The organism is Curtobacterium phoenicis, assembly GCF_047238015.1.
Lineage (GTDB): Bacteria > Actinomycetota > Actinomycetes > Actinomycetales > Microbacteriaceae > Curtobacterium.
Genome location: NZ_JBDFLZ010000002.1, coordinates 2677982 through 2695914 on the forward strand (window position 1 = coordinate 2677982; position 17933 = coordinate 2695914).

Annotated in this window: 13 protein-coding genes; 1 reads left to right on the top strand and 12 read right to left on the bottom strand. The window is 72.4% G+C overall.

Annotated elements, in window-relative coordinates; translation table 11 throughout:
• Positions 1–130: 130 nt before the first annotated feature.
• The 8 genes from secA to ABC270_RS12800 all read right to left on the bottom strand — a co-directional run bounded on the left by secA (position 131) and on the right by ABC270_RS12800 (position 11355).
• Positions 131–2908 (bottom strand): preprotein translocase subunit SecA, encoded by a 2778-nt coding sequence (gene secA / locus ABC270_RS12765; RefSeq protein ID WP_412881134.1) that lies wholly within the window; start codon positions 2906–2908, stop codon positions 131–133.
• A gap of 154 nt (positions 2909–3062) precedes the next feature.
• Positions 3063–3764, bottom strand: coding sequence for a ribosome hibernation-promoting factor, HPF/YfiA family (hpf, locus tag ABC270_RS12770; protein ID WP_412881135.1), 702 nt, complete (start codon positions 3762–3764; stop codon positions 3063–3065).
• A 161-nt stretch (positions 3765–3925) separates the two neighbouring features.
• Entirely contained in the window at positions 3926–4609 is a 684-nt protein-coding gene (locus tag ABC270_RS12775) for a ComF family protein (protein ID WP_412881136.1), read from the bottom strand.
• A gap of 163 nt (positions 4610–4772) precedes the next feature.
• Positions 4773–6551, bottom strand: a complete 1779-nt coding sequence (locus ABC270_RS12780) for an LpqB family beta-propeller domain-containing protein (RefSeq protein ID WP_412881137.1) — start codon at positions 6549–6551, stop codon at positions 4773–4775.
• A complete protein-coding gene (gene mtrB, locus ABC270_RS12785) occupies positions 6548–8236 on the bottom strand; it encodes an MtrAB system histidine kinase MtrB (RefSeq protein WP_412881138.1) in 1689 nt (562 codons plus the stop codon). The genes ABC270_RS12780 and mtrB overlap by 4 nt, the downstream gene beginning before the upstream one ends.
• Positions 8237–8241: 5 nt before the next feature.
• Positions 8242–8916 (bottom strand): MtrAB system response regulator MtrA, encoded by a 675-nt coding sequence (gene mtrA / locus ABC270_RS12790; protein WP_412881139.1) that lies wholly within the window; start codon positions 8914–8916, stop codon positions 8242–8244.
• Between the two features lie 520 nt (positions 8917–9436).
• A complete protein-coding gene (gene ahcY / locus ABC270_RS12795) occupies positions 9437–10915 on the bottom strand; it encodes an adenosylhomocysteinase (RefSeq protein ID WP_412881140.1) in 1479 nt (492 codons plus the stop codon).
• A 227-nt stretch (positions 10916–11142) separates the two neighbouring features.
• Positions 11143–11355: a DUF3499 family protein gene (locus tag ABC270_RS12800; protein ID WP_412881141.1), complete on the bottom strand. Its 213-nt coding sequence runs from the start codon at positions 11353–11355 to the stop codon at positions 11143–11145.
• A 58-nt stretch (positions 11356–11413) separates the two neighbouring features.
• Here ABC270_RS12800 and ABC270_RS12805 point away from each other — a divergent pair, with 58 nt between their 5' ends.
• Positions 11414–11854, top strand: coding sequence for a metallopeptidase family protein (locus tag ABC270_RS12805; protein ID WP_412881142.1), 441 nt, complete (start codon positions 11414–11416; stop codon positions 11852–11854).
• A 43-nt stretch (positions 11855–11897) separates the two neighbouring features.
• Here ABC270_RS12805 and ABC270_RS12810 read toward each other — a convergent pair whose 3' ends face one another.
• From ABC270_RS12810 to galE, 4 genes are all read right to left on the bottom strand, one after another.
• Positions 11898–13301, bottom strand: a complete 1404-nt coding sequence (locus ABC270_RS12810; RefSeq protein WP_412881143.1) for a DUF5719 family protein — start codon at positions 13299–13301, stop codon at positions 11898–11900.
• A complete protein-coding gene (locus ABC270_RS12815; RefSeq protein ID WP_412881144.1) occupies positions 13298–16156 on the bottom strand; it encodes a glycosyltransferase family 2 protein in 2859 nt (952 codons plus the stop codon). The genes ABC270_RS12810 and ABC270_RS12815 overlap by 4 nt, the downstream gene beginning before the upstream one ends.
• A gap of 271 nt (positions 16157–16427) precedes the next feature.
• Positions 16428–16760, bottom strand: coding sequence for a WhiB family transcriptional regulator (locus ABC270_RS12820; RefSeq protein WP_400413460.1), 333 nt, complete (start codon positions 16758–16760; stop codon positions 16428–16430).
• Positions 16761–16946: 186 nt separating this feature from the next.
• Positions 16947–17915, bottom strand: a complete 969-nt coding sequence (gene galE, locus ABC270_RS12825) for a UDP-glucose 4-epimerase GalE (RefSeq protein ID WP_412881145.1) — start codon at positions 17913–17915, stop codon at positions 16947–16949.
• Positions 17916–17933 lie beyond the last annotated feature (18 nt).

A 17933-nucleotide genomic window follows, 5' to 3' on the forward strand; every position in this document is an offset into this window, starting at 1 on the left:
CCAGAGCCGAGACGGACTAGAGCGCGCCCCGCTCAGCGGTGTCACGCCAGCGCCACGCCGGGCGCATGGATGCGCAGACGGACGGGAGGCGCGGTGCCAGCCGGCACCGCGCCTCCCTCCTGTCAGCGTCTCAGCTGCGCTTCGCCGCGCGACGCTCGGCGCGGTTGTTCGCGGCCGCCTGGCCGGAGGCCGTCGCGGCGTTGCCGAAGGCCGATCCCTGTTCCGGCCCCTGCTGTTCCTCGGCCTCGGCCTGCGCACGCTGCGCCCGAGCCGTGGCGGCCTGCTCGAGGCGACCCTGCTCGTCGCGGACCTCGACCTCGCCGTCGATCGACGGTGCCGAGTACTCGAGGCCGCTCGCCTCTTCCTCGCCGAGCCCCTTGGCCTCGATGACGGCGTTCTCGCCGTCCGACTGCACCTGGACCTCGAGGTTGAACAGGTAGCCGACGGACTCCTCGCGGATCTGGCCCATCATGCTCTGGAAGAGCGCGTAGCCCTCGCGCTGGTACTCGACCAGCGGGTCGCGCTGCGCCATCGCGCGGAGGCCGATGCCGTCCTTGAGGTAGTCCATCTCGTAGAGGTGGTCACGCCAGCGCCGGTCGATGACGGAGAGGACGACGCGACGCTCGAGCTCGCGCATCGCCTCGTCGCCGAGGAGCTCCTCGCGCTTCTGGTACGCCAGCTGCGCGTCCGAGAGGATCTCACGGCCGAGGAACTCACGCGTGGCCTTGCCCTTCGAGCCGGCCTCGGTGATGACCTCGTCGATCGAGATCGAGATCGGGAAGAGCGTCCCGAGTTCGGTCCACATGGCGTCGAGGTCCCAGTCGTCCGGCGACCCCTCGCCGGTGTGGGTGTCGATCACGTCGTCGATGACGCTCTTGAGGAACGTCTGCGCGCGGTCGTGGATGTCGTCGCCCTCGAGGATGTGCCGACGGTCGCTGTAGATCGCCTCGCGCTGCCGGTTCAGGACGTCGTCGTACTTCAGGACGTTCTTGCGGATCTCGGCGTTGCGGCTCTCGACCTGTGCCTGCGCCGAACGGATCGCGCGACCGACGAGCTTGTTCTCGATCGCGAGGTCGTCCGGGACGTTCGAGCGGCCCATCAGGCTCTCGGCGGCGCCGGAGTTGAACAGGCGCATGAGGTCGTCGGTGAGCGACAGGTAGAACCGGCTCTCGCCGGGGTCGCCCTGACGACCGGAACGACCGCGGAGCTGGTTGTCGATGCGGCGGGACTCGTGGCGCTCGGTGCCGAGGACGTAGAGCCCACCGGCCTCTCGGACCTTGTCGGCCTCGTCCTTGATCTCGGCCTTGACCCGCTCGAACACCTCGTCCCACGCGGCCTCGTACTCCTCCGGGGTCTCCGTCGGGGACAGGCCCATCGCGTGCATCTCCTGCACAGCGAGGAACTCGGAGTTGCCGCCGAGCATGATGTCGGTACCGCGACCGGCCATGTTCGTGGCGACGGTCACCGCGCCGAGGCGGCCGGCCTGCGCGACGATCGCTGCTTCTCGTGCGTGGTTCTTCGCGTTGAGGACCTCGTGCTTGACGCCCTTCTTCGCGAGGAGCTTCGACAGGTACTCGGACTTCTCGACGCTCGTGGTGCCGACGAGGACCGGCTGGCCCTTCTCGTGGCGCTCGGCGATGTCCTCCGCGACCTGCTCGAACTTCGCCTTCTCGTTCTTGTAGACGAGGTCGGTCTGGTCGATGCGCTGCATCGGCTTGTTCGTCGGGATGGGGACGACGCCGAGCTTGTAGGTCGACATGAACTCGGCTGCTTCGGTCTCCGCGGTACCGGTCATGCCGGAGAGCTTCTGGTAGAGCCGGAAGTAGTTCTGCAGCGTGACCGTGGCGAGGGTCTGGTTCTCGGCCTTGACCTCGACACCCTCCTTCGCCTCGATCGCCTGGTGGATGCCCTCGTTGTAGCGACGGCCCATCAGGATGCGGCCGGTGTGCTCGTCGACGATGAGGACCTCGCCGTTCATGACGACGTAGTCCTTGTCGCGCTTGAACAGCGAGACGGCCTTGATCGAGTTGTTGAGGAACGAGATCAGCGGGGTGTTCGCCGACTCGTAGAGGTTGTCGATGCCGAGGTAGTCCTCGACCTTCTCGATGCCGGGCTCGAGCACACCGACCGTGCGCTTCTTCTCGTCGACCTCGTAGTCCTCACCCGGGGTGAGGCGCTTGGCGATCGAGGCGAACTCGGTGAACCAGCGGTTGGCCTCGCCGGACGACGGGCCGGAGATGATGAGCGGCGTGCGGGCCTCGTCGATGAGGATCGAGTCGACCTCGTCGACGATCGCGAAGAAGTGGCCGCGCTGCACCATGTCGGACGCCTGCCACGCCATGTTGTCGCGCAGGTAGTCGAAGCCGAACTCGTTGTTCGTGCCGTAGGTGATGTCGGCCGCGTACTGCTCGCGACGCTCTGCCGGGGACTGGTTCGCGATGATGCAGCCGGTCGTCATCCCGAGGGCGCGGAACACACGGCCCATGAGCTCGGACTGGTACGACGCGAGGAAGTCGTTGACCGTGATGACGTGCACGCCCCGGGACGGGATCGCGTTGAGGTACGCCGCCGTCGTGGCGACGAGCGTCTTGCCCTCACCGGTCTTCATCTCGGCGATGTTGCCGAGGTGCAGCGCCGCACCGCCCATGAGCTGGACGTCGAAGTGCCGCATGCCGAGGGTCCGCTTCGACGCCTCGCGCACGGCGGCGAACGCCTCGGGCAGGAGGTCGTCGAGGGTCTCACCGTTCGCGTAGCGCTCCCGGAGCTCCTTCGTCTCGTCCTGGAGTTCCTCGTCGGTGAGGGACGCGAAGTCGTCTTCCAGGTCGTTGATCGCCGAGGCGTAGGCCTTCAGGCGGCGGAGGGTTCGTCCTTCACCGATGCGGAGGACCTTCTCCAGCACGTTTGCCACGTGAGCTCCTTACGAGGTCGCGACCACGCCGCCTGCGCGGTGCGATCAGCCAGTCATGCTAGCAACCCCGCGACGACCGACGCTGGGAGACGCACGGCGGTGCGCGGCCCGCGAACGGGCCGCGCACCGGGTCGTCGGCGGTTGCCGGAGTGCGTCAGGCGAGCGCCGCGGCCGGCTCGCTCACCGCGTCGGCGCCGGCGGACGACGGGTCCTCGATGCCGATCACGCCGTAGTCCCACCCCTTGCGGCGGTAGACGACGCTCGGGCGTCCGGTCGCGGCGTCGACGAACAGGTAGAAGTCGTGCCCGACGAGTTCCATGTGGTAGAGCGCGTCGTCGACGGTCATCGGCGCGGCCTCGAACACCTTCTCGCGGATGACGACCGGGCAGTACGCCTCGTCCTCCGGCTCGTCGTGCGCGTCGGCGTCGACCACGGGGACCGCCCCGGTGGCCACGGACTGCAGGAGCTTGCCGTCCGCCGGCGTCACGCCGAGGCGCTCGAACGCCGTGCCGGAGGCCTCGCCCACCGAGGTCGGGCGGTGCCGACCGCGGTGCACCTTTCGACGATCCCGCGCGCGTCGGAGCCGTTCGGTCAGCCGAGCGAACGCCAGGTCGAACGCCGCGTACTTGTCCGACGCCGCCGACTCGGCCCGGACGAGCGGCCCGGGACCGATCAACATCAGCTCGACGCGGTCCTCGCCCCCGGCGCCGCCGCTCTTCTCGTTGTGACGGCTGACCCGCACCTCGAAGGCGAGGGCCCGGTCGGCGAGCACGTCGATCTTCTCGGACTTCTGTTCGACGTAGGTGCGGAATCGGTCGGTGACCCCGACGTTCCGGCCCGTGATCGTCACGTCCATGTGGCGGCTCCCATCCACGCTCGGCGCGTCGCCTCCGTCCGGCGATCTCTGACGCCTTGCCGCGAGGCTAGACCCGCGCACGGACGGTTGTCACGACGTCCACGCGATACCGGCGTGACACCCACCGGACACCCAGGCGTCACCGCCCGTGCACGTGGAGGTCACTCCTCGACGCTCGCCACGGCGACGCACCGCACGACCGTCCCACCGGCCGCCCGGACGGCCCGGACCGCCTCGGCGAGGGTCACGCCGGTGGTCACGACGTCGTCGACCAGCACCACCGTCCGGCCGGCGACGCCCACGGCCCGGAGCGTGCCCACGGTCGCCGAGACGCGTTCGGTGGCCGTGAGTTCCTTCTGCCCGGACCCGGCCGGGCCCCCGCCGGACCGACCGACCCGGGCGTCGCCGCGGAGCAGCGCTGATCCCGCCGGCGCACGTCCTCGGCGCAGGAGCAACACCACCGGGTCGAAGCCGCGTCGCCGAGCGCCCCGACGGGACGGCGGCACCCGGAGGAGGACGGTGCCGGGCGGCGCCTCGGCGAGCGCCCGTCGCACCAGCGCGCCGAAGCGCTGGGCGAGCGGGCCGGAGAGGTCGACGCGGGCACGGAGCTTCAGTTCGAGCACGAGGGTGCGGATGATCCCCTCGTACTCGAACGCCGCGTCGGTCCGCACCCCGGCCACGAGCCGGACCCGCGGCGGCCGTGCTGCGACCCGTGTCCGGCACGGTGTGCAGAGCGCACGGTCGGGAGCGCCGCACCCGACGCAGTCGACCGGGAGGAAGAGCCCGACCACCGCGCGGAGCGCGGCGGCCCGGTCACGGGACGGGGAGGGACGTGTGGTGGTCACCTGCGCGATCCTGCACCGGCCACGCGACGGACGGCGTGCGGTGCGCCGGTCTGTGGGCGGGCCTCCTGACCGGGTCGTCGGTGCAGGAGAGTCGGAGCACGGGAGCCACCGCGCGGAAGCGGGTGGAGGCGAGCCGGTGCAGGCGAGCCGGCGCGGGAGGCCGTCAGCGCTGGGTGCCGAGGACGCTCGCGGTGACGCCGGTCGTCTCCCAGCCGCCGCCCGTCGACTGCAGGACGGCCCCGTCCGCCATCCGGAGCAACAGCGAACCGCCGCTGCCGCCGACGATCGTCGTCGCGCGACCGTCCGGCTGCGGGAGCGTCGTCGCACGGCCACCGATGGTGCTCCGCACGATCTCCGGCCCACTGTCGGTCTGCCCGACCGACGCCACGTCGACGTCGCTCACCCAGGTGGCGGAGACGGCGTCCTCGGACGCGGCCTGCACCCGTACCGGCGGCCCGAGCTTCGTCGGCACCCGGTCGCGGTCGCGCTCGATCGCCATCACGTACAGGGCCGGTCCGTCCGACGTCTGCAGGAGCGCGAGTGCACGGGTGGAGTCCCGGGAGACCTGGAACGACACGAGCTTCCCGGACGGCAGCGTCGTCGCGACGTCGTGGGGCTCGCCGGTCAGCGAGTACGACCGGACCTTCGACGACTGGTCGTCGCTCGCGACCCAGACCGATCCCCCGCCGACGTCGTCGACGGACGGCGGCACGAGGTCGGTGCGGGTGTCGATGCGCAGGCGCTGCTGTCCGGAGCGGACCACGAACACGCCCTCGTCGCTGCGGACCGCGGCGACCGTCCCCGAGGCGCTCAGGGCGACCGCGTCCGGGTCGAGCGCCGTGATCTGCTGGCTCATCCCGCCGCCGAGCGCGGACACCGAGCCGGTCCCGGCCGCGTACCCGACCTTGCCGTGTGCCTCGACGAGGGGACGCGGATCGACGTCGGGGTTCTGCTGCGCGTCCGAGGAGCCGCTAGACGGGACGGACAGACTCGCGCCCTCGACCGTCATGGTCACCGACGAGACGGACGCGACCGTCCCGAGTGACTTCGCGAGCTGTTCGCGCATCCGGACCCGGTCCGCGGTGCTGGCGCGGAGGGCGGCGCTCGACAGGTCGACCTGGGCAGTGCCGTTCTCGATCGTCACGGCGTTGAGCGAGAGCTGGGTGCCCCTCGGGAACGCCGAGACGACGGCACCGTCGAGCCAGTCGGCCGGGCCGGCGAGGAGCGCGCTGACGACACGGGTGCCGACCGAGGACTGGGCGAGGAACCAGCGCACGTCGGGCACGAGGGACTCACCGGTCGGGTCGAAGAAGTAGAGCGCGTGCTGCTGGAACACCGACTGGAACCGCACGGGCGACAGGATGATCCCGTCGGGGGCGTACGCGATGCGCCAGTCGTCGCCCTCCCGGACGAACTGGAACGTCAGCGTCGAGGTGGTCGGGCGGACGGCCTGGGTGTACTCGCCGTCTGAGTCGACCGAGGCGCTCGCGGTGAGCGTGTAGGTGAGCTCGTTCGCGCCGACGCGTTCGACCTGCCCGCTGCCGTCGCTGATCGTGACGCCCTGGCGCGGGTTCCACTTCTGCGAGAACCCGGAGGACAGGAACTCGCGTGCGGTCGCGTAGTTGTTCTGCGCGCCCGTGGCCGCCGCGATGAACCCGCGGAGGACGGCCGTCTGGTCCTCGCCGCCGGAGGGGCCGTCGGGGCGCAGCTCGACACCGGAGACGGACTCGTCCTTGATGGACTGTCCGGACCGGACGTCACCGGAGACGGGGATGGCTGCGCAGGCGGAGAGCGCGACGAGCGTCAGGGCGGCCACCGCGACGGCGAGGGCCCGGCGGACGCCGCGGCGCGGTGCAGGGGTGCGCGCGACGGCGCGGGCGGCGCCCGAGGTGTGGCGGGCCGCGGAGCGGCGGTCGGCCCCGGCAGCGGTCCGGCGGGTCATGCGTCCTCCTCCCGGACGGAGCGGGGCCCGTCGTACGCGTCGTCGAGGTCGGGCAGCGGGATGGCCGACGTCGCCGTCGACGCGTGCCCCGCGCGGGGCAGGGTCAGTACGAACGCCGACCCCTCGCCGACCCGCGACCACACGTCGATCCGACCCCCGTGCAGGTTCGCGTCACCGAGACTGATCGCGAGCCCGAGGCCGGTCCCGCCGATGGTGCGCTTGCGGCTCGGGTCCGCACGCCAGAAGCGGTCGAACACCCGCGCGGCGTCCTCCGGCGGCATGCCGACGCCGTGGTCGCGGACCGCGATCGCGACCGTCCGGGCATCGCTGTCGACGACGACCTGCACCGGCCGTTCCTCGCCGTGCTCGATGGCGTTGCCGACGAGGTTCCGCATGATCCGCCGGATGCGCTTGGCGTCGAGCTGCATGGTCGTGTGACCACCCGGGGTGTGGAGCTGCAGGTCGACGCCGGCACGCTCGGCGAGCGGGCGGAACTCGTCCACGATGTCCGCGGCGAGCGCGGCGGGGACCACCGGCTCGGTGTCGAGCTGCGCCGCCTGCGCGTCGTAGCGGGAGATCTCGAGGAGGTCGGCGAGCAGGAGCTCGAACCGTTCGACCTGGGCGTGCAGGAGCTCCGCCGACCGCGCCACCGCCGGCTCGAAGGCGTGTCGGGCGTCGTAGAGCACGTCACCCGCGAGACGGATCGTGGTGAGGGGCGTGCGGAGCTCGTGCGAGACGTCCGACACGAAGCGCTGCTGCACCCGGGACAGTTCGGCGAGCTGGGTGATCTGCCGGCTCACCGCGTCGGCCATGCCGTTGAAGCTCGTCGCGAGCGTGGCGATGTCGTCCTCGCCGTGCACCGGGATGCGTTCGTCGAGGCGGCCGGCGGCGATCTTGCGGCTCGTCTCGGCGGCACCGCGGATCGGCACGACGACGAGCCGGACCACGAGACTGGTGACGAGGGCGATCAGGACGATGAGCGCGACGCCGCCGATCGACAGCGTCTGCGACACGAAGTCGAGGGTCTGCTGCGCGTCGGAGAGGTCGTAGACGAGGTACAGCTCGTACTGGCCGGCACTCGGGATCTGGAGCGTCGAGCCGACGGCGAGCCCCGGCTGCCGGCGGCCCTCGTCGTCGAGCTGCACGGGCTGCAGGCTGAGCCGGCCGGTGTTCTTGGCGACCTGCTTCCGCAGCGCGTCGGTGATGACGGCGTCGGGGAAGTCGCGTGTGACGATGGTCTGCAGGGTCTGCGGCGTCGTCTGCCCCGGGGTCCGCTCGATCGCGACGTCGGTGCCACCGGGGCTGGTCGTGTTCGAGAGGATCGCCTGCTGCGCCTCGTTCTGCAGCGTCTCGAGCTCGGACTGATTGTTGTCCTCGCTGGCGGTCGCCGCGTCGAAGATGTTCTGCGCCACCAGCGTCGCGCGCGCCGACTCGGACTCGATCTGGTCGCGGCGCTGCGCGTAGACGTTGTTCGAGATGCTCACCATGACGGCAGTGCCGATCACGGCGACGGCGAGACCGGTCGTGACGACGGTGATCGCCACCGACCGGAACATGAGCGACCGGCGCCACAGGTAGGCGATGCCGCGCCACCCGCGGCGCGCCCACCGGCGCGACCGCCGGCCGATCCGGCCGAGGGTGCCGGTCGGTGCCGCGCGGGGTCGCGACGGTGGGCGTCGCGGCACGGTGCTCAGGCTCCTCCGGCCCGGTACCCGACGCCGCGGACGGTCGTGACGATCTTCGGGTTGTCCGGGTCGTGCTCGATCTTGGCGCGGAGGCGCTGGACGTGCACGTTCACCAGGCGGGTGTCCGCCTTGTAGTGGTAGCCCCACACCTGCTCGAGGAGCATCTCGCGGGTGAAGACCTGGTTCGGCTTCTCGGCGAGGGCGCGGAGCAGGTCGAACTCGAGCGGGGTGAGGGCGATCGTGGTGTCCCCGCGGCGGACCTCGTGCCCGGGGACGTCCACGGTGAGGTCCCCGACGTGCAGCACGGTCGAGTCGGACGCCGTCGGGCGGAGTCGTGTGCGGATGCGCGCCACGAGCTCCTTCGGGTTGAACGGCTTGACCACGTAGTCGTCCGCGCCGTTCTCCAGCCCGACGACGACGTCGGCCGTGTCGCTCTTGGCGGTGAGCATGATGATCGGCGTGCCGCTCTCGGCGCGGATGCGCTTGCAGACCTCGATCCCGTCGATGCCCGGGAGCATGACGTCGAGAAGCACGAGGTCCGGCTCCGAGTTGCGGAACGCCTCGACGGCGTCGGTGCCGTCGGCGCTGAACTCGGGCTCGAACCCCTCGGAGCGGAGGACGATGCCGATCATCTCGGCGAGGGCCTGGTCGTCGTCGACGACGAGGATGCGCGGTGTCATGTGATGGGGGCTTCCGTCCCTGTGGAGCGTGGGTGTCGGGCCGACACCGTTCCTCACGATAGCCGAGGCCCACGCCGCCGACGCTCTTCCGCCAGGATCGAGACCACCGCGTGTCCGCGTGCGGTGCGGCACGTCCGGCTGGCAGGTTCCGGGGTCCGACGGTGCGCAGGGGCGCCCGACCGGGGTGCCGCGGCAGCACCAGCCTGGAGGCCCGCGGCAGCCCGCAACGCCGCCGCCGTCCGCCACGTGGCCGGTTCCGACGGTCGGACGTCTCGACGCTCCCACAGCGGCTCGAGGACCGGCTCGGGGCGTCCTTGCGCGGAGCCGACGAAACGCGGCCGGACCACCGGGTGGCGACGGCCGGCGCCCTCGCCGCGGCGGCCGACGGGCTTCTCGCGCTCGCGCGGGGCGGCGCGGTGCGCTTCGCGTTCGCACCACCAGAGACACCTCGAACCACGCGCTACCACGGTGCGGAGCGACGTTGGTCGTGCGCCGCGCTCCGCGCGCGCCGCCCCGCGCGTCAGTACCGGTAGTGCTCCGGCTTGTACGGCCCCTCGACCGGCACGCCGATGTAGGCCGCCTGCTCGGGCCGCAGTGTCGTCAGCCGGACCCCGAGGGCGTCGAGGTGCAGCCGCGCGACCTTCTCGTCGAGGTGCTTCGGCAGCACGGAGACCCCCGTCGGGTACTGCTCGCGCCGGGTGTGCAGCTCGATCTGTGCGAGGACCTGGTTCGTGAACGAGTTGCTCATCACGAAGGAGGGGTGCCCGGTGGCGTTCCCGAGGTTCATCAGGCGCCCCTCGGAGAGCACCAGGACCGAGCGGCCGTTCGGCAGCCGCCACTCGTGCACCTGCGGCTTGATCTCGACCTTCTCCGCCCCGGGCAGCGCCTCGAGCCCCGCCATGTCGATCTCGTTGTCGAAGTGCCCCACGTTGGCGACGACCGCGAGGTGCTTCAACGCCAGCACGTCCTCGACCCCGACGACGCCGAGGTTGCCCGTGCAGGTCACCACGATGTCGACCTCGCCTGCGACGTCCGCGAGCCGCGCCACCTGGTAGCCGTCCATCGCCGCCTGCAGCGCGCAGATCGGGTCGACCTCGGAGACGATCACCCGTGCGCCCTGCCCGCGGAGGGCCTCCGCCGCGCCCTTGCCGACGTCCCCGTAGCCGACGACGAACGCGACCTTGCCGCCGATGAGGACGTCCGTGGCCCGGTTCAGGCCGTCGGGCAGCGAGTGCCGGATGCCGTACTTGTTGTCGAACTTCGACTTCGTCACGGAGTCGTTGACGTTGATCGCCGGGAACCGCAGCTTCCCGTCCCGCGCCAGCTCGTAGAGCCGGTGCACCCCGGTGGTGGTCTCCTCCGTGACGCCCTCGACGTCCGCGGCGATCCGGGTCCACCGGTCCGCGGAGTCGCGCAACGACGTCGCCACGGTGTCGAGGACGATCCGCCACTCCGCGCTCGCGTCCGCGGCGGCCTCCGGCACCCGGCCCGCCGCCTCGGCGTCGGCGCCCGTGTGCAGGAGCATGGTCGCGTCACCACCGTCGTCGAGGATGAGGTTCGGACCGATCCAGTCGGCGCCCGCCTCGGCCGCCTCGACGCTCCAGTCGAAGATCCGGTTGGTGCACCACCAGTACTCCTCGAGCGTCTCGCCCTTCCACGCGAACACGGGGACACCGGCCGGTTCGCCGACCGTGCCGGTCGGACCGACGACGACCGCGGCCGCCGCCTCGTCCTGCGTCGAGAAGATGTTGCAACTCGCCCAGCGCACCTGCGCGCCGAGGGCGACGAGCGTCTCGATGAGCACCGCCGTCTGCACGGTCATGTGCAGGGACCCCGCGATGCGGGCGCCCGCGAGCGGCTGGGTCGGGCCGAACTCGTCGCGGAGCGCCATCAGCCCCGGCATCTCGTTCTCGGCGAGGCGGATCTGGTGGCGTCCGGCCTCGGCCAGCGAGAGGTCGGCGACGCGGAAGGCTGCTGCGGTGCGGGCTTCGGTGGGCATGGCGCCAGTCTTCCACGCACGCTTCGGCGCGTGGTGTGCGAGACGCCGCGCGACGCGCGGTGCGCGAGACGGCGTGCGACGCCCGGCGCGCGAGACGCCGCGCGACGCACGGCGGGTGGTGTGGCGGAGACGGTGCGACGCGCGCGGCAGCACCACCGGACGTCGGCCGGGAGGCACGGTGCGCGACCCGACGTCGGTCACGCGAGCAGGGCCTCCAGGCCGGTGCCTCAGTCGGTTTCGCGGAGCGGCTCGCGGCGGACGACGCGCCACCCCCGCGGCACCCGCAGCCGCGCGGCGTGCCGCGCGCACAGGTCGTAGCCGTGCGGCTCGACGCGCGTCGAGAGCGGGCCGACGACGACCATCGAGTCCCCGTAGTCGTACGTCAGCGTCGCCGACGCGCTCGCGCCGCAGGCGACCTTGCTGCAGATCCGGACGTCCATACCGGTACCGACCCTAGCGGGTGGGTCTGCGCGCCCCGGGCACGCGTACGATGACGGGATGCGTCGCAAGCCCCCGCTCGTCACCCCGGTCGACCGAGGCCGGGGCCGCTCCCGGCACGGTCGCGGTGGTCGCTCGAGCGTCACGGGGCCGGACCTCGCACCGCTCAGCACCCGCGCCGAGACCTTCGACCGGATCGTCGGCGACACCGCGCACTACCTCGTGCAGCTGTGGCCGGACGAGCTCGCGGGCGTCGTGTTCCAGGTCGCGGACATGCCGACCGACCCGACCCTGCCGGACCGCATGCCGCGGTGGCGGGTCGACCGGGCCGGCAAGCGCGTCACGGTGTTCCGCATCCCCGTGGAGCGGGTGACCCGCAGCCCGGAGAAGGACGACGTGGACCGGCGGATCATCGTCGAGACCGCCGTGTTCCGCGCGGTCGGCGAACTCATCGACAAGGACCCGTGGGACCTGGCGCCGGACCGCTACCGCCACTGGTGACGAGCGACCGGCGACGCGGTCCCGGCGCGCGCGGTGCGGACGGTCAGGGGTAGACGCGCAGCGGGCTCGAGACGGCCGTCGACGGGCGCACCGGGAAGCCCGCGATCCCGTCGTCGCCCTGGTAGGTCACGCCCGCCACGAGCCCGGCGGCACCCGTGATCGTCAACTGCTTCGCGGTGGGCGCCGGGACGGTCACCGTGGCGCCGGACACGACGGAGACCCGCTGCTCCTCGTCGCCGGACGCGATCGTGACGTCGGCGTCCGTCCGGGTCGGGTTGACCAGGGTCAGCTGCGCACCGTCACCCGGCGCGACCGCGGTGACGACGTCGTCCCCGAGCGGCTCGGCCGACGCGAACCAGCCGAGGTCGGTCGCACCGTCCTGGGTCGGCGTCGTGGTGCGCGCCCCCGCGACGACCGGCACGGTCGAACTGATCGTGAGCGAGTACCGACCGTCCGGGAAGTCGTCGAGCGTGACGTCCGTGACGATGCCCGGCTCGGCGGTGGCGTTCACGGTGGAGCCGCCACCGTCCGCCGTCGTGATCCCGAGCGTCACCCTCGCCGTGGCGGAGCCGGGCACGAAGAGCCGGACGACCGGCGCCGCGTCCGCGGTGTCGTCGCCGCGCTGGGCAGCATCGGCGCCCTCGAGGACGACGCCGGGGATGATCTGGGACGTGCTCGGAGCCGCACCGCCGGACACGATGTCGAAGCCGCCGGGCGTGAGCGTCCGCACCACCGTCTCCTGCATGTGTGCGACGATCTGCCCGCCGGACGACTCGACGTGCACCACGGTCGAGCCCTGGTCGGAGACGAAGCCGGAGAGCGGCACGACCTTCTGGCTCCGCGGGGCGACCACGATGCCGGTCGTCCCCGGGGCGCTCACGGTGCCGGAGCCGTCGTAGATGGTGAGGTCCACGGTGGCGTTCACGTCGGTCGGGTTCGAGAGCGTGATCAGGCTCGTCCGTCCGGTCTCGGTCGAGCCACCGACGAGCCACGTCGACTGCGCCGGGTCGTCGCACGACGCGGCTCCGACGCCCACGAGGTCCCCGTCGGAGACGCTCTGGTAGCTGCTGCCCGCGACCTGAGGCGTCGTCGAGCCGGCCGGCGCGGTGAGGAGCCGGGGGTCGCTGCTGCCGGAGTCGTCGCCGCCGAGGTCCGACCGTTCGACGGAGTCACCCGTCGTGGCCGTGGCGACGGTCGCGTTGCCGACGGGGCTGGCCTTGGTCGCGTCGTTGCCCGCGTCGTCCGAGAGTCGCAGCGCGTTCCCCGCACAGACCCGCTGGGCGTCGGCCGCCACGGGGGTGACGGTCTGGCCGGCGGGACGACCAGGGGTCGACTCCGTCCCGATCGCGTGCGCCACCGTCACGGTGCCGGCGGCGACGACCACGGCGACCGCGGTGGCGGTGCCGCGGACCAACCAGCGGCGGACGGTGCCGGGGGTGCTGCTCATTCGTCACGCTCCTCGTCGAAGGTGGTCGCGGGTTCCTCGGCCTCGATGCGGCTCGAGGTCGCACGACGCCGGCGGGGGGCCGTCGGCACCGCCAGCAGCGCCGCCGCACCGAAGACCACGGCGAGGACGACGAGGTACGCGACGTGGGTCGCCCGGGCGGCCGCCGAACCCGTCGCGACGCGGTCGACCTCGCCGTCGTAGTGGAACAGCTGGCCGTTCGTCGTCTCGCCGATGCTCGTGAAGAGCGCGTTCTGGCCGATCGCCCCGGCGGCGCGGTCGTGCACCGTCTGCGCCTGCGGGGCGGAGCCGGCGTCGTCGAGCAGCACGAAGCTGATGCCGAGCGAGCGCAGCGCCGGACGCGGGTCGTAACCGCTGCGGCTGGCGAGGTTGCCCGCGAGCGTCGTGAGCTGCTCCCCCGAGCGGGTCAGCGTCAGCGCCGTCGAGTCGAGCGTCGACTGGTCGTCGAGGGTCGACCCCTGGCCGCGTTCGAGCGAGACGGACAGCGAGCCGTCGGACTGCGGGTCGACCACGAGCGTGCCGACGTCCGGGTTCGCCTGGGCCTCGGCGTTGACGTACGCGCTGAGGACGCGCCCGCTCGTCGGCTGGATCGTCGCCGTCTGCAGGTAGAACGCGGCGAAGGCCGGCGCGACCGTGACCCCCGCGAGGACGGTCGCGACGAGGCCGGCGACGGGAGCGAGCCTGGGCAACACGTCGAGGCCGATGCAGGCGGCGGCGACGATGCCGAGCCAGTACACGCTGAGGCCACTGCCCGGCCACACGATGGTGGTCGTCGAGCCGACGCCCGTGACCGCGAGCTGTGTGGCGCCGAAGGCCGTGGCGTACCCGAGCAGTGCGACGACGAGCGCAGCGCCCGCGACGGCCCAGCGGTGCCCGAGCACCGCGCCGAGTGCCGCGACGGCCACCGGGAGCGCCAGGACGGCCATCACGACCGGGAGCACCCACGCGACGATCCCGAGCGCCTCGGCGTGGGGCAGCCACCCGCTCCAGTCCGGGACGGGCTGGCCGATCGCGAGCTGGAACGCCGAGGGCGCTCGGGTCGCGGACGGCACGCCCGGGTCGGCGAAGACGGCGAGCGGGTTGCCCCTGGCCACCTGCGCGAGGACCAGCGGGAGGAACAGGACCGCGGCCGGCACCGGGATGAAGACGCGTCGGTGGGCGCGTCGCCAGCCCACGACCAGCGCGACGAGCCACGTCAGGAGCAGCACCGGCAGCAGCGACGGCGCCGCGGCCGCGACGACCGCGAAGAGGATCGACGCACCGGCTGCCCACGCCCACGACCGGTGCGCCTCGAGGAGCGCGAGGAACAGCCACGGCAGCGTCAGGTGCGCGATGACGGCGCCGAGGTGGCCGCTCGTGACGGCGCCGACCAGCGTCGGCGCGATCGTGTAGAGCGCTGCGCCGATCACCGGCACCCAGGTCCGCGTCGTGACCTTGCGCACGGCGAACCACGCGCCGAGCGCGGACACCGGGAACGCGAGCAGCATGACGAGCACGACCGAGGTCGACGGCGACCAGAACGTGATCGACCCGAGGACGGCGACGACCGCGGTGAACGGGTCGCTCGGACCGGTGAACCCGGTGCCGAGCGAGTGCCAGCCGTAGCCGACGTTCTGCCACAGCCGGCCGACCGAGCTCGACAGGGGCAGGAGTCCGCCGCCGGTGAGCGCCGGCGAACCGAGCAGCGGGTACAGCGTCACGACGCTCAGCACGGCCGCGGCGAGCACCACCCACACACCACCGTCGCCGAGGAACGACGCCCGCGCGATCGGCGCGTCCTCGACCCGAGCGAGCTCGACGTCGCGGGACGTCGTCCGGCGCTCGTGCAGTCGGCGCCAGCTCACGCGCAGCGGGTCGATCGCCGCCCAGCCGACGGTCCGGTTGCGGGCGAGGGCCTTCCGTGACCGTCCGACCCCACCACCGAACGCGACCGCGAACGCGGCTGCGAGCTCGCCCGGGACGGCGGCCGGGTGCTTCGCGACGAGGTGCCCGACCGAGCGTGCGACCGCGAACGGCACGAGCGTCAACCAGTGCAACCACAGCGTCCAGGCGGGTGCGTAGGTCATGCGACGGTGCAACTGCGCCTGGCGGTGCAGGCGGACGCGCCTGCCCTCGGAGAGCCGCTTGCGCCCGAACTCCTCGACCGGCCCGGCACTCGTGACCCGGGCCTCCGGGACGACCGCCACCCGGTGTCCGGCGAGTCGCGCGCGCACGCAGAGGTCGAGGGCCGCGTCGACGTCCGGGAGCGCCGGGTCGAACCCGCCGAGCTGCTCCCAGACCGACCGCCGGACGAGCATGCCGGCCGCAGCGACGCCGAGGACGTCGGTGTAGCGGTCGTGCTGGCCCTGGTCCAGTTCGTCCTGCACGAGCACGAGGGAGCGCCCGGTCCGGGTCATGCTCTCGCCGAAGTCGCGGATGCGCGAAGGTTCGTCGGCGTGCACGAGCTTCGGTCCGACGACGACGACCGAGGGGGCGATCTCGACCGCGGTCAGGAGCTCGGCCAGCGCGTCGGGGGCGGGGGCGTTGTCGTGCCCGAGGAACCAGAGCCACTTGTCGGCCCGGCCGCCACCGTCGCCCTCGGCGGGAGCGACCTCGCGGACACCCGCGGCGACGGCCTGGGCGAGGGTCCGACGCGTCGACAGGCGGACCAGCGCGGCAGAGCCGCCGAACTCCAGGCCCGCCGTGGAACCGTCGGTCGAGCCCGCGTCGACGACGACGAGGCCCTCCGGGTGGCGGGTCTGCCGGGCCAACGCGTCGAGGGTGCGGTCGAGGTGGTCCCCGCCGTCGGCGGCGACGAGGATCGCGGTGACACGGGGCTGGGAGGCGCTGGGCTGCATGACGGGCGCCACTCTACGGTCTGGAGGCACGCGGCCCGTCGCGGACGGCGGCGCGCCGTGAACCTGTGGGAGCCATCACCGCGCGGTGTGCGTCGCACGTTGTGTGGCTGGTTCCGACGGACCGGGCGTGGCTGGTTCCCGGCGGACGTGGCTGGTCCCGGCGCCCTCGTCGCAGGCTCCTCGGCGCAGGCCCCTTCGGTGGCTGGTTCCCGGCGCCCTCGTCGCAGGCTCCTCGGCGCGCCCTCGCACGGCGCTGGCGCGCCGTGACCGCTCAGGCGCGCTTGCGGAGCTTGCGGCGCTCGCGCTCGGAGAGGCCGCCCCAGATGCCGAAGCGCTCGTCGTTCTCGAGCGCGTACTCGAGGCACTGCGCACGGACCTCGCACGAGGTGCAGATCTTCTTCGCCTCGCGCGTCGATCCGCCCTTCTCGGGGAAGAACGCCTCGGGGTCGGTCTGCGCGCACAGCGAGTCCGCCTGCCAGGCGAGCGGGTTCTCCTCGTCGTCGGTCTCCGTGCGGCGGACGCCGGGGACGCCGAGCGACACCGGGTCGACGTGCCAGTCCTCCGGAACACCGGCGCTGAAGTCGGAACCGTTCACCCTGATCACCCCTGACGACTTGTGACGGACCACGACGGGTTGCCGTCGTTGCCTGTAATTACAGCGGTGTGATTCCCGAGAGTCAAGTCGCGGATCATAGAAGCGGCTGGCGGTTCCGGCGTGTCATGTCCCCCGTCCTGGCGTGTCGCCCGTGTTCTGTCCGGATTTCGGGGGACACGACGGGCGCGGATCAGGTCACGCTCGGGCGACGCTCCGGCGCGCCTCCCACGCGCTGGACACCATCTGGTCCAGGGAGTGCCGCATCGCCCAGTCGAGGTCACGGGCCGCCGCCTCGCCGGTGGCGACGATGCGCGCCGGGTCTCCGGGGCGCCGCGGGGCGACCTCGGGCTCGAAGGCGATCCCGGTGCCCTTCGCCATCGCGTCCATGATCTGGCGGACGCTCACGCCGTCGCCGCTGCCGAGGTTGTACGCACGCTCGAGTGGTTCCCCGGCCTCGAGCTTGCGCGCGGCCACCGCGTGCGAGTGCGCGAGGTCGGCGACGTGCACGTAGTCCCGCACGCACGTGCCGTCGGGCGTCGGGTAGTCGTCGCCGTTGATACGCGGGGTCCGGCCGGCGAGCAGGGCGTCGAAGACGAGCGGGAAGAGGTTGTGCGGGCTCGCGTCGTAGAGGTCCGGCTCACCGGAGCCGACGACGTTGAAGTAGCGCAGCGACGTCGTCGTGAAGCCCCGGGCGACCTCCATGTCCCGCAGCAGCCACTCGCCGATGAGCTTCGACTCGCCGTAGGGCGACTCCGGCGCCTTCGGGGTCGACTCGACCACGGTGTCGACGTCGGGCGTGCCGTAGACGGCCGCGCTCGACGAGAACACGACCTTCGACACGCCTTCGTCCGCCATGGCGCGGAGGAGCGTCGTCATGCCCGTGACGTTCTGCTCGTACGTGTGCAGCGGTCGCTCGACCGAGACCCCCGCGTACTTGAAGCCGGCGACGTGCACGACCCCGGTGACGTCGTGCTCGCGGAGCGTCCGGCGCACCAGGTCGCCGTCGAGGATCGTGCCCTCGACGAACGGCACGTCCTCCGGCACGAAGCCGCGGAAGCCGCTCGACAGGTCGTCGAGCGCGACGGTGTCGATGCCCGCCGCCCGCAGCGCTCGGACGACGTGGGACCCGATGTACCCGGCACCGCCGGTGACCAGCCAACTCATGGTCGTCACGCTAGCGGA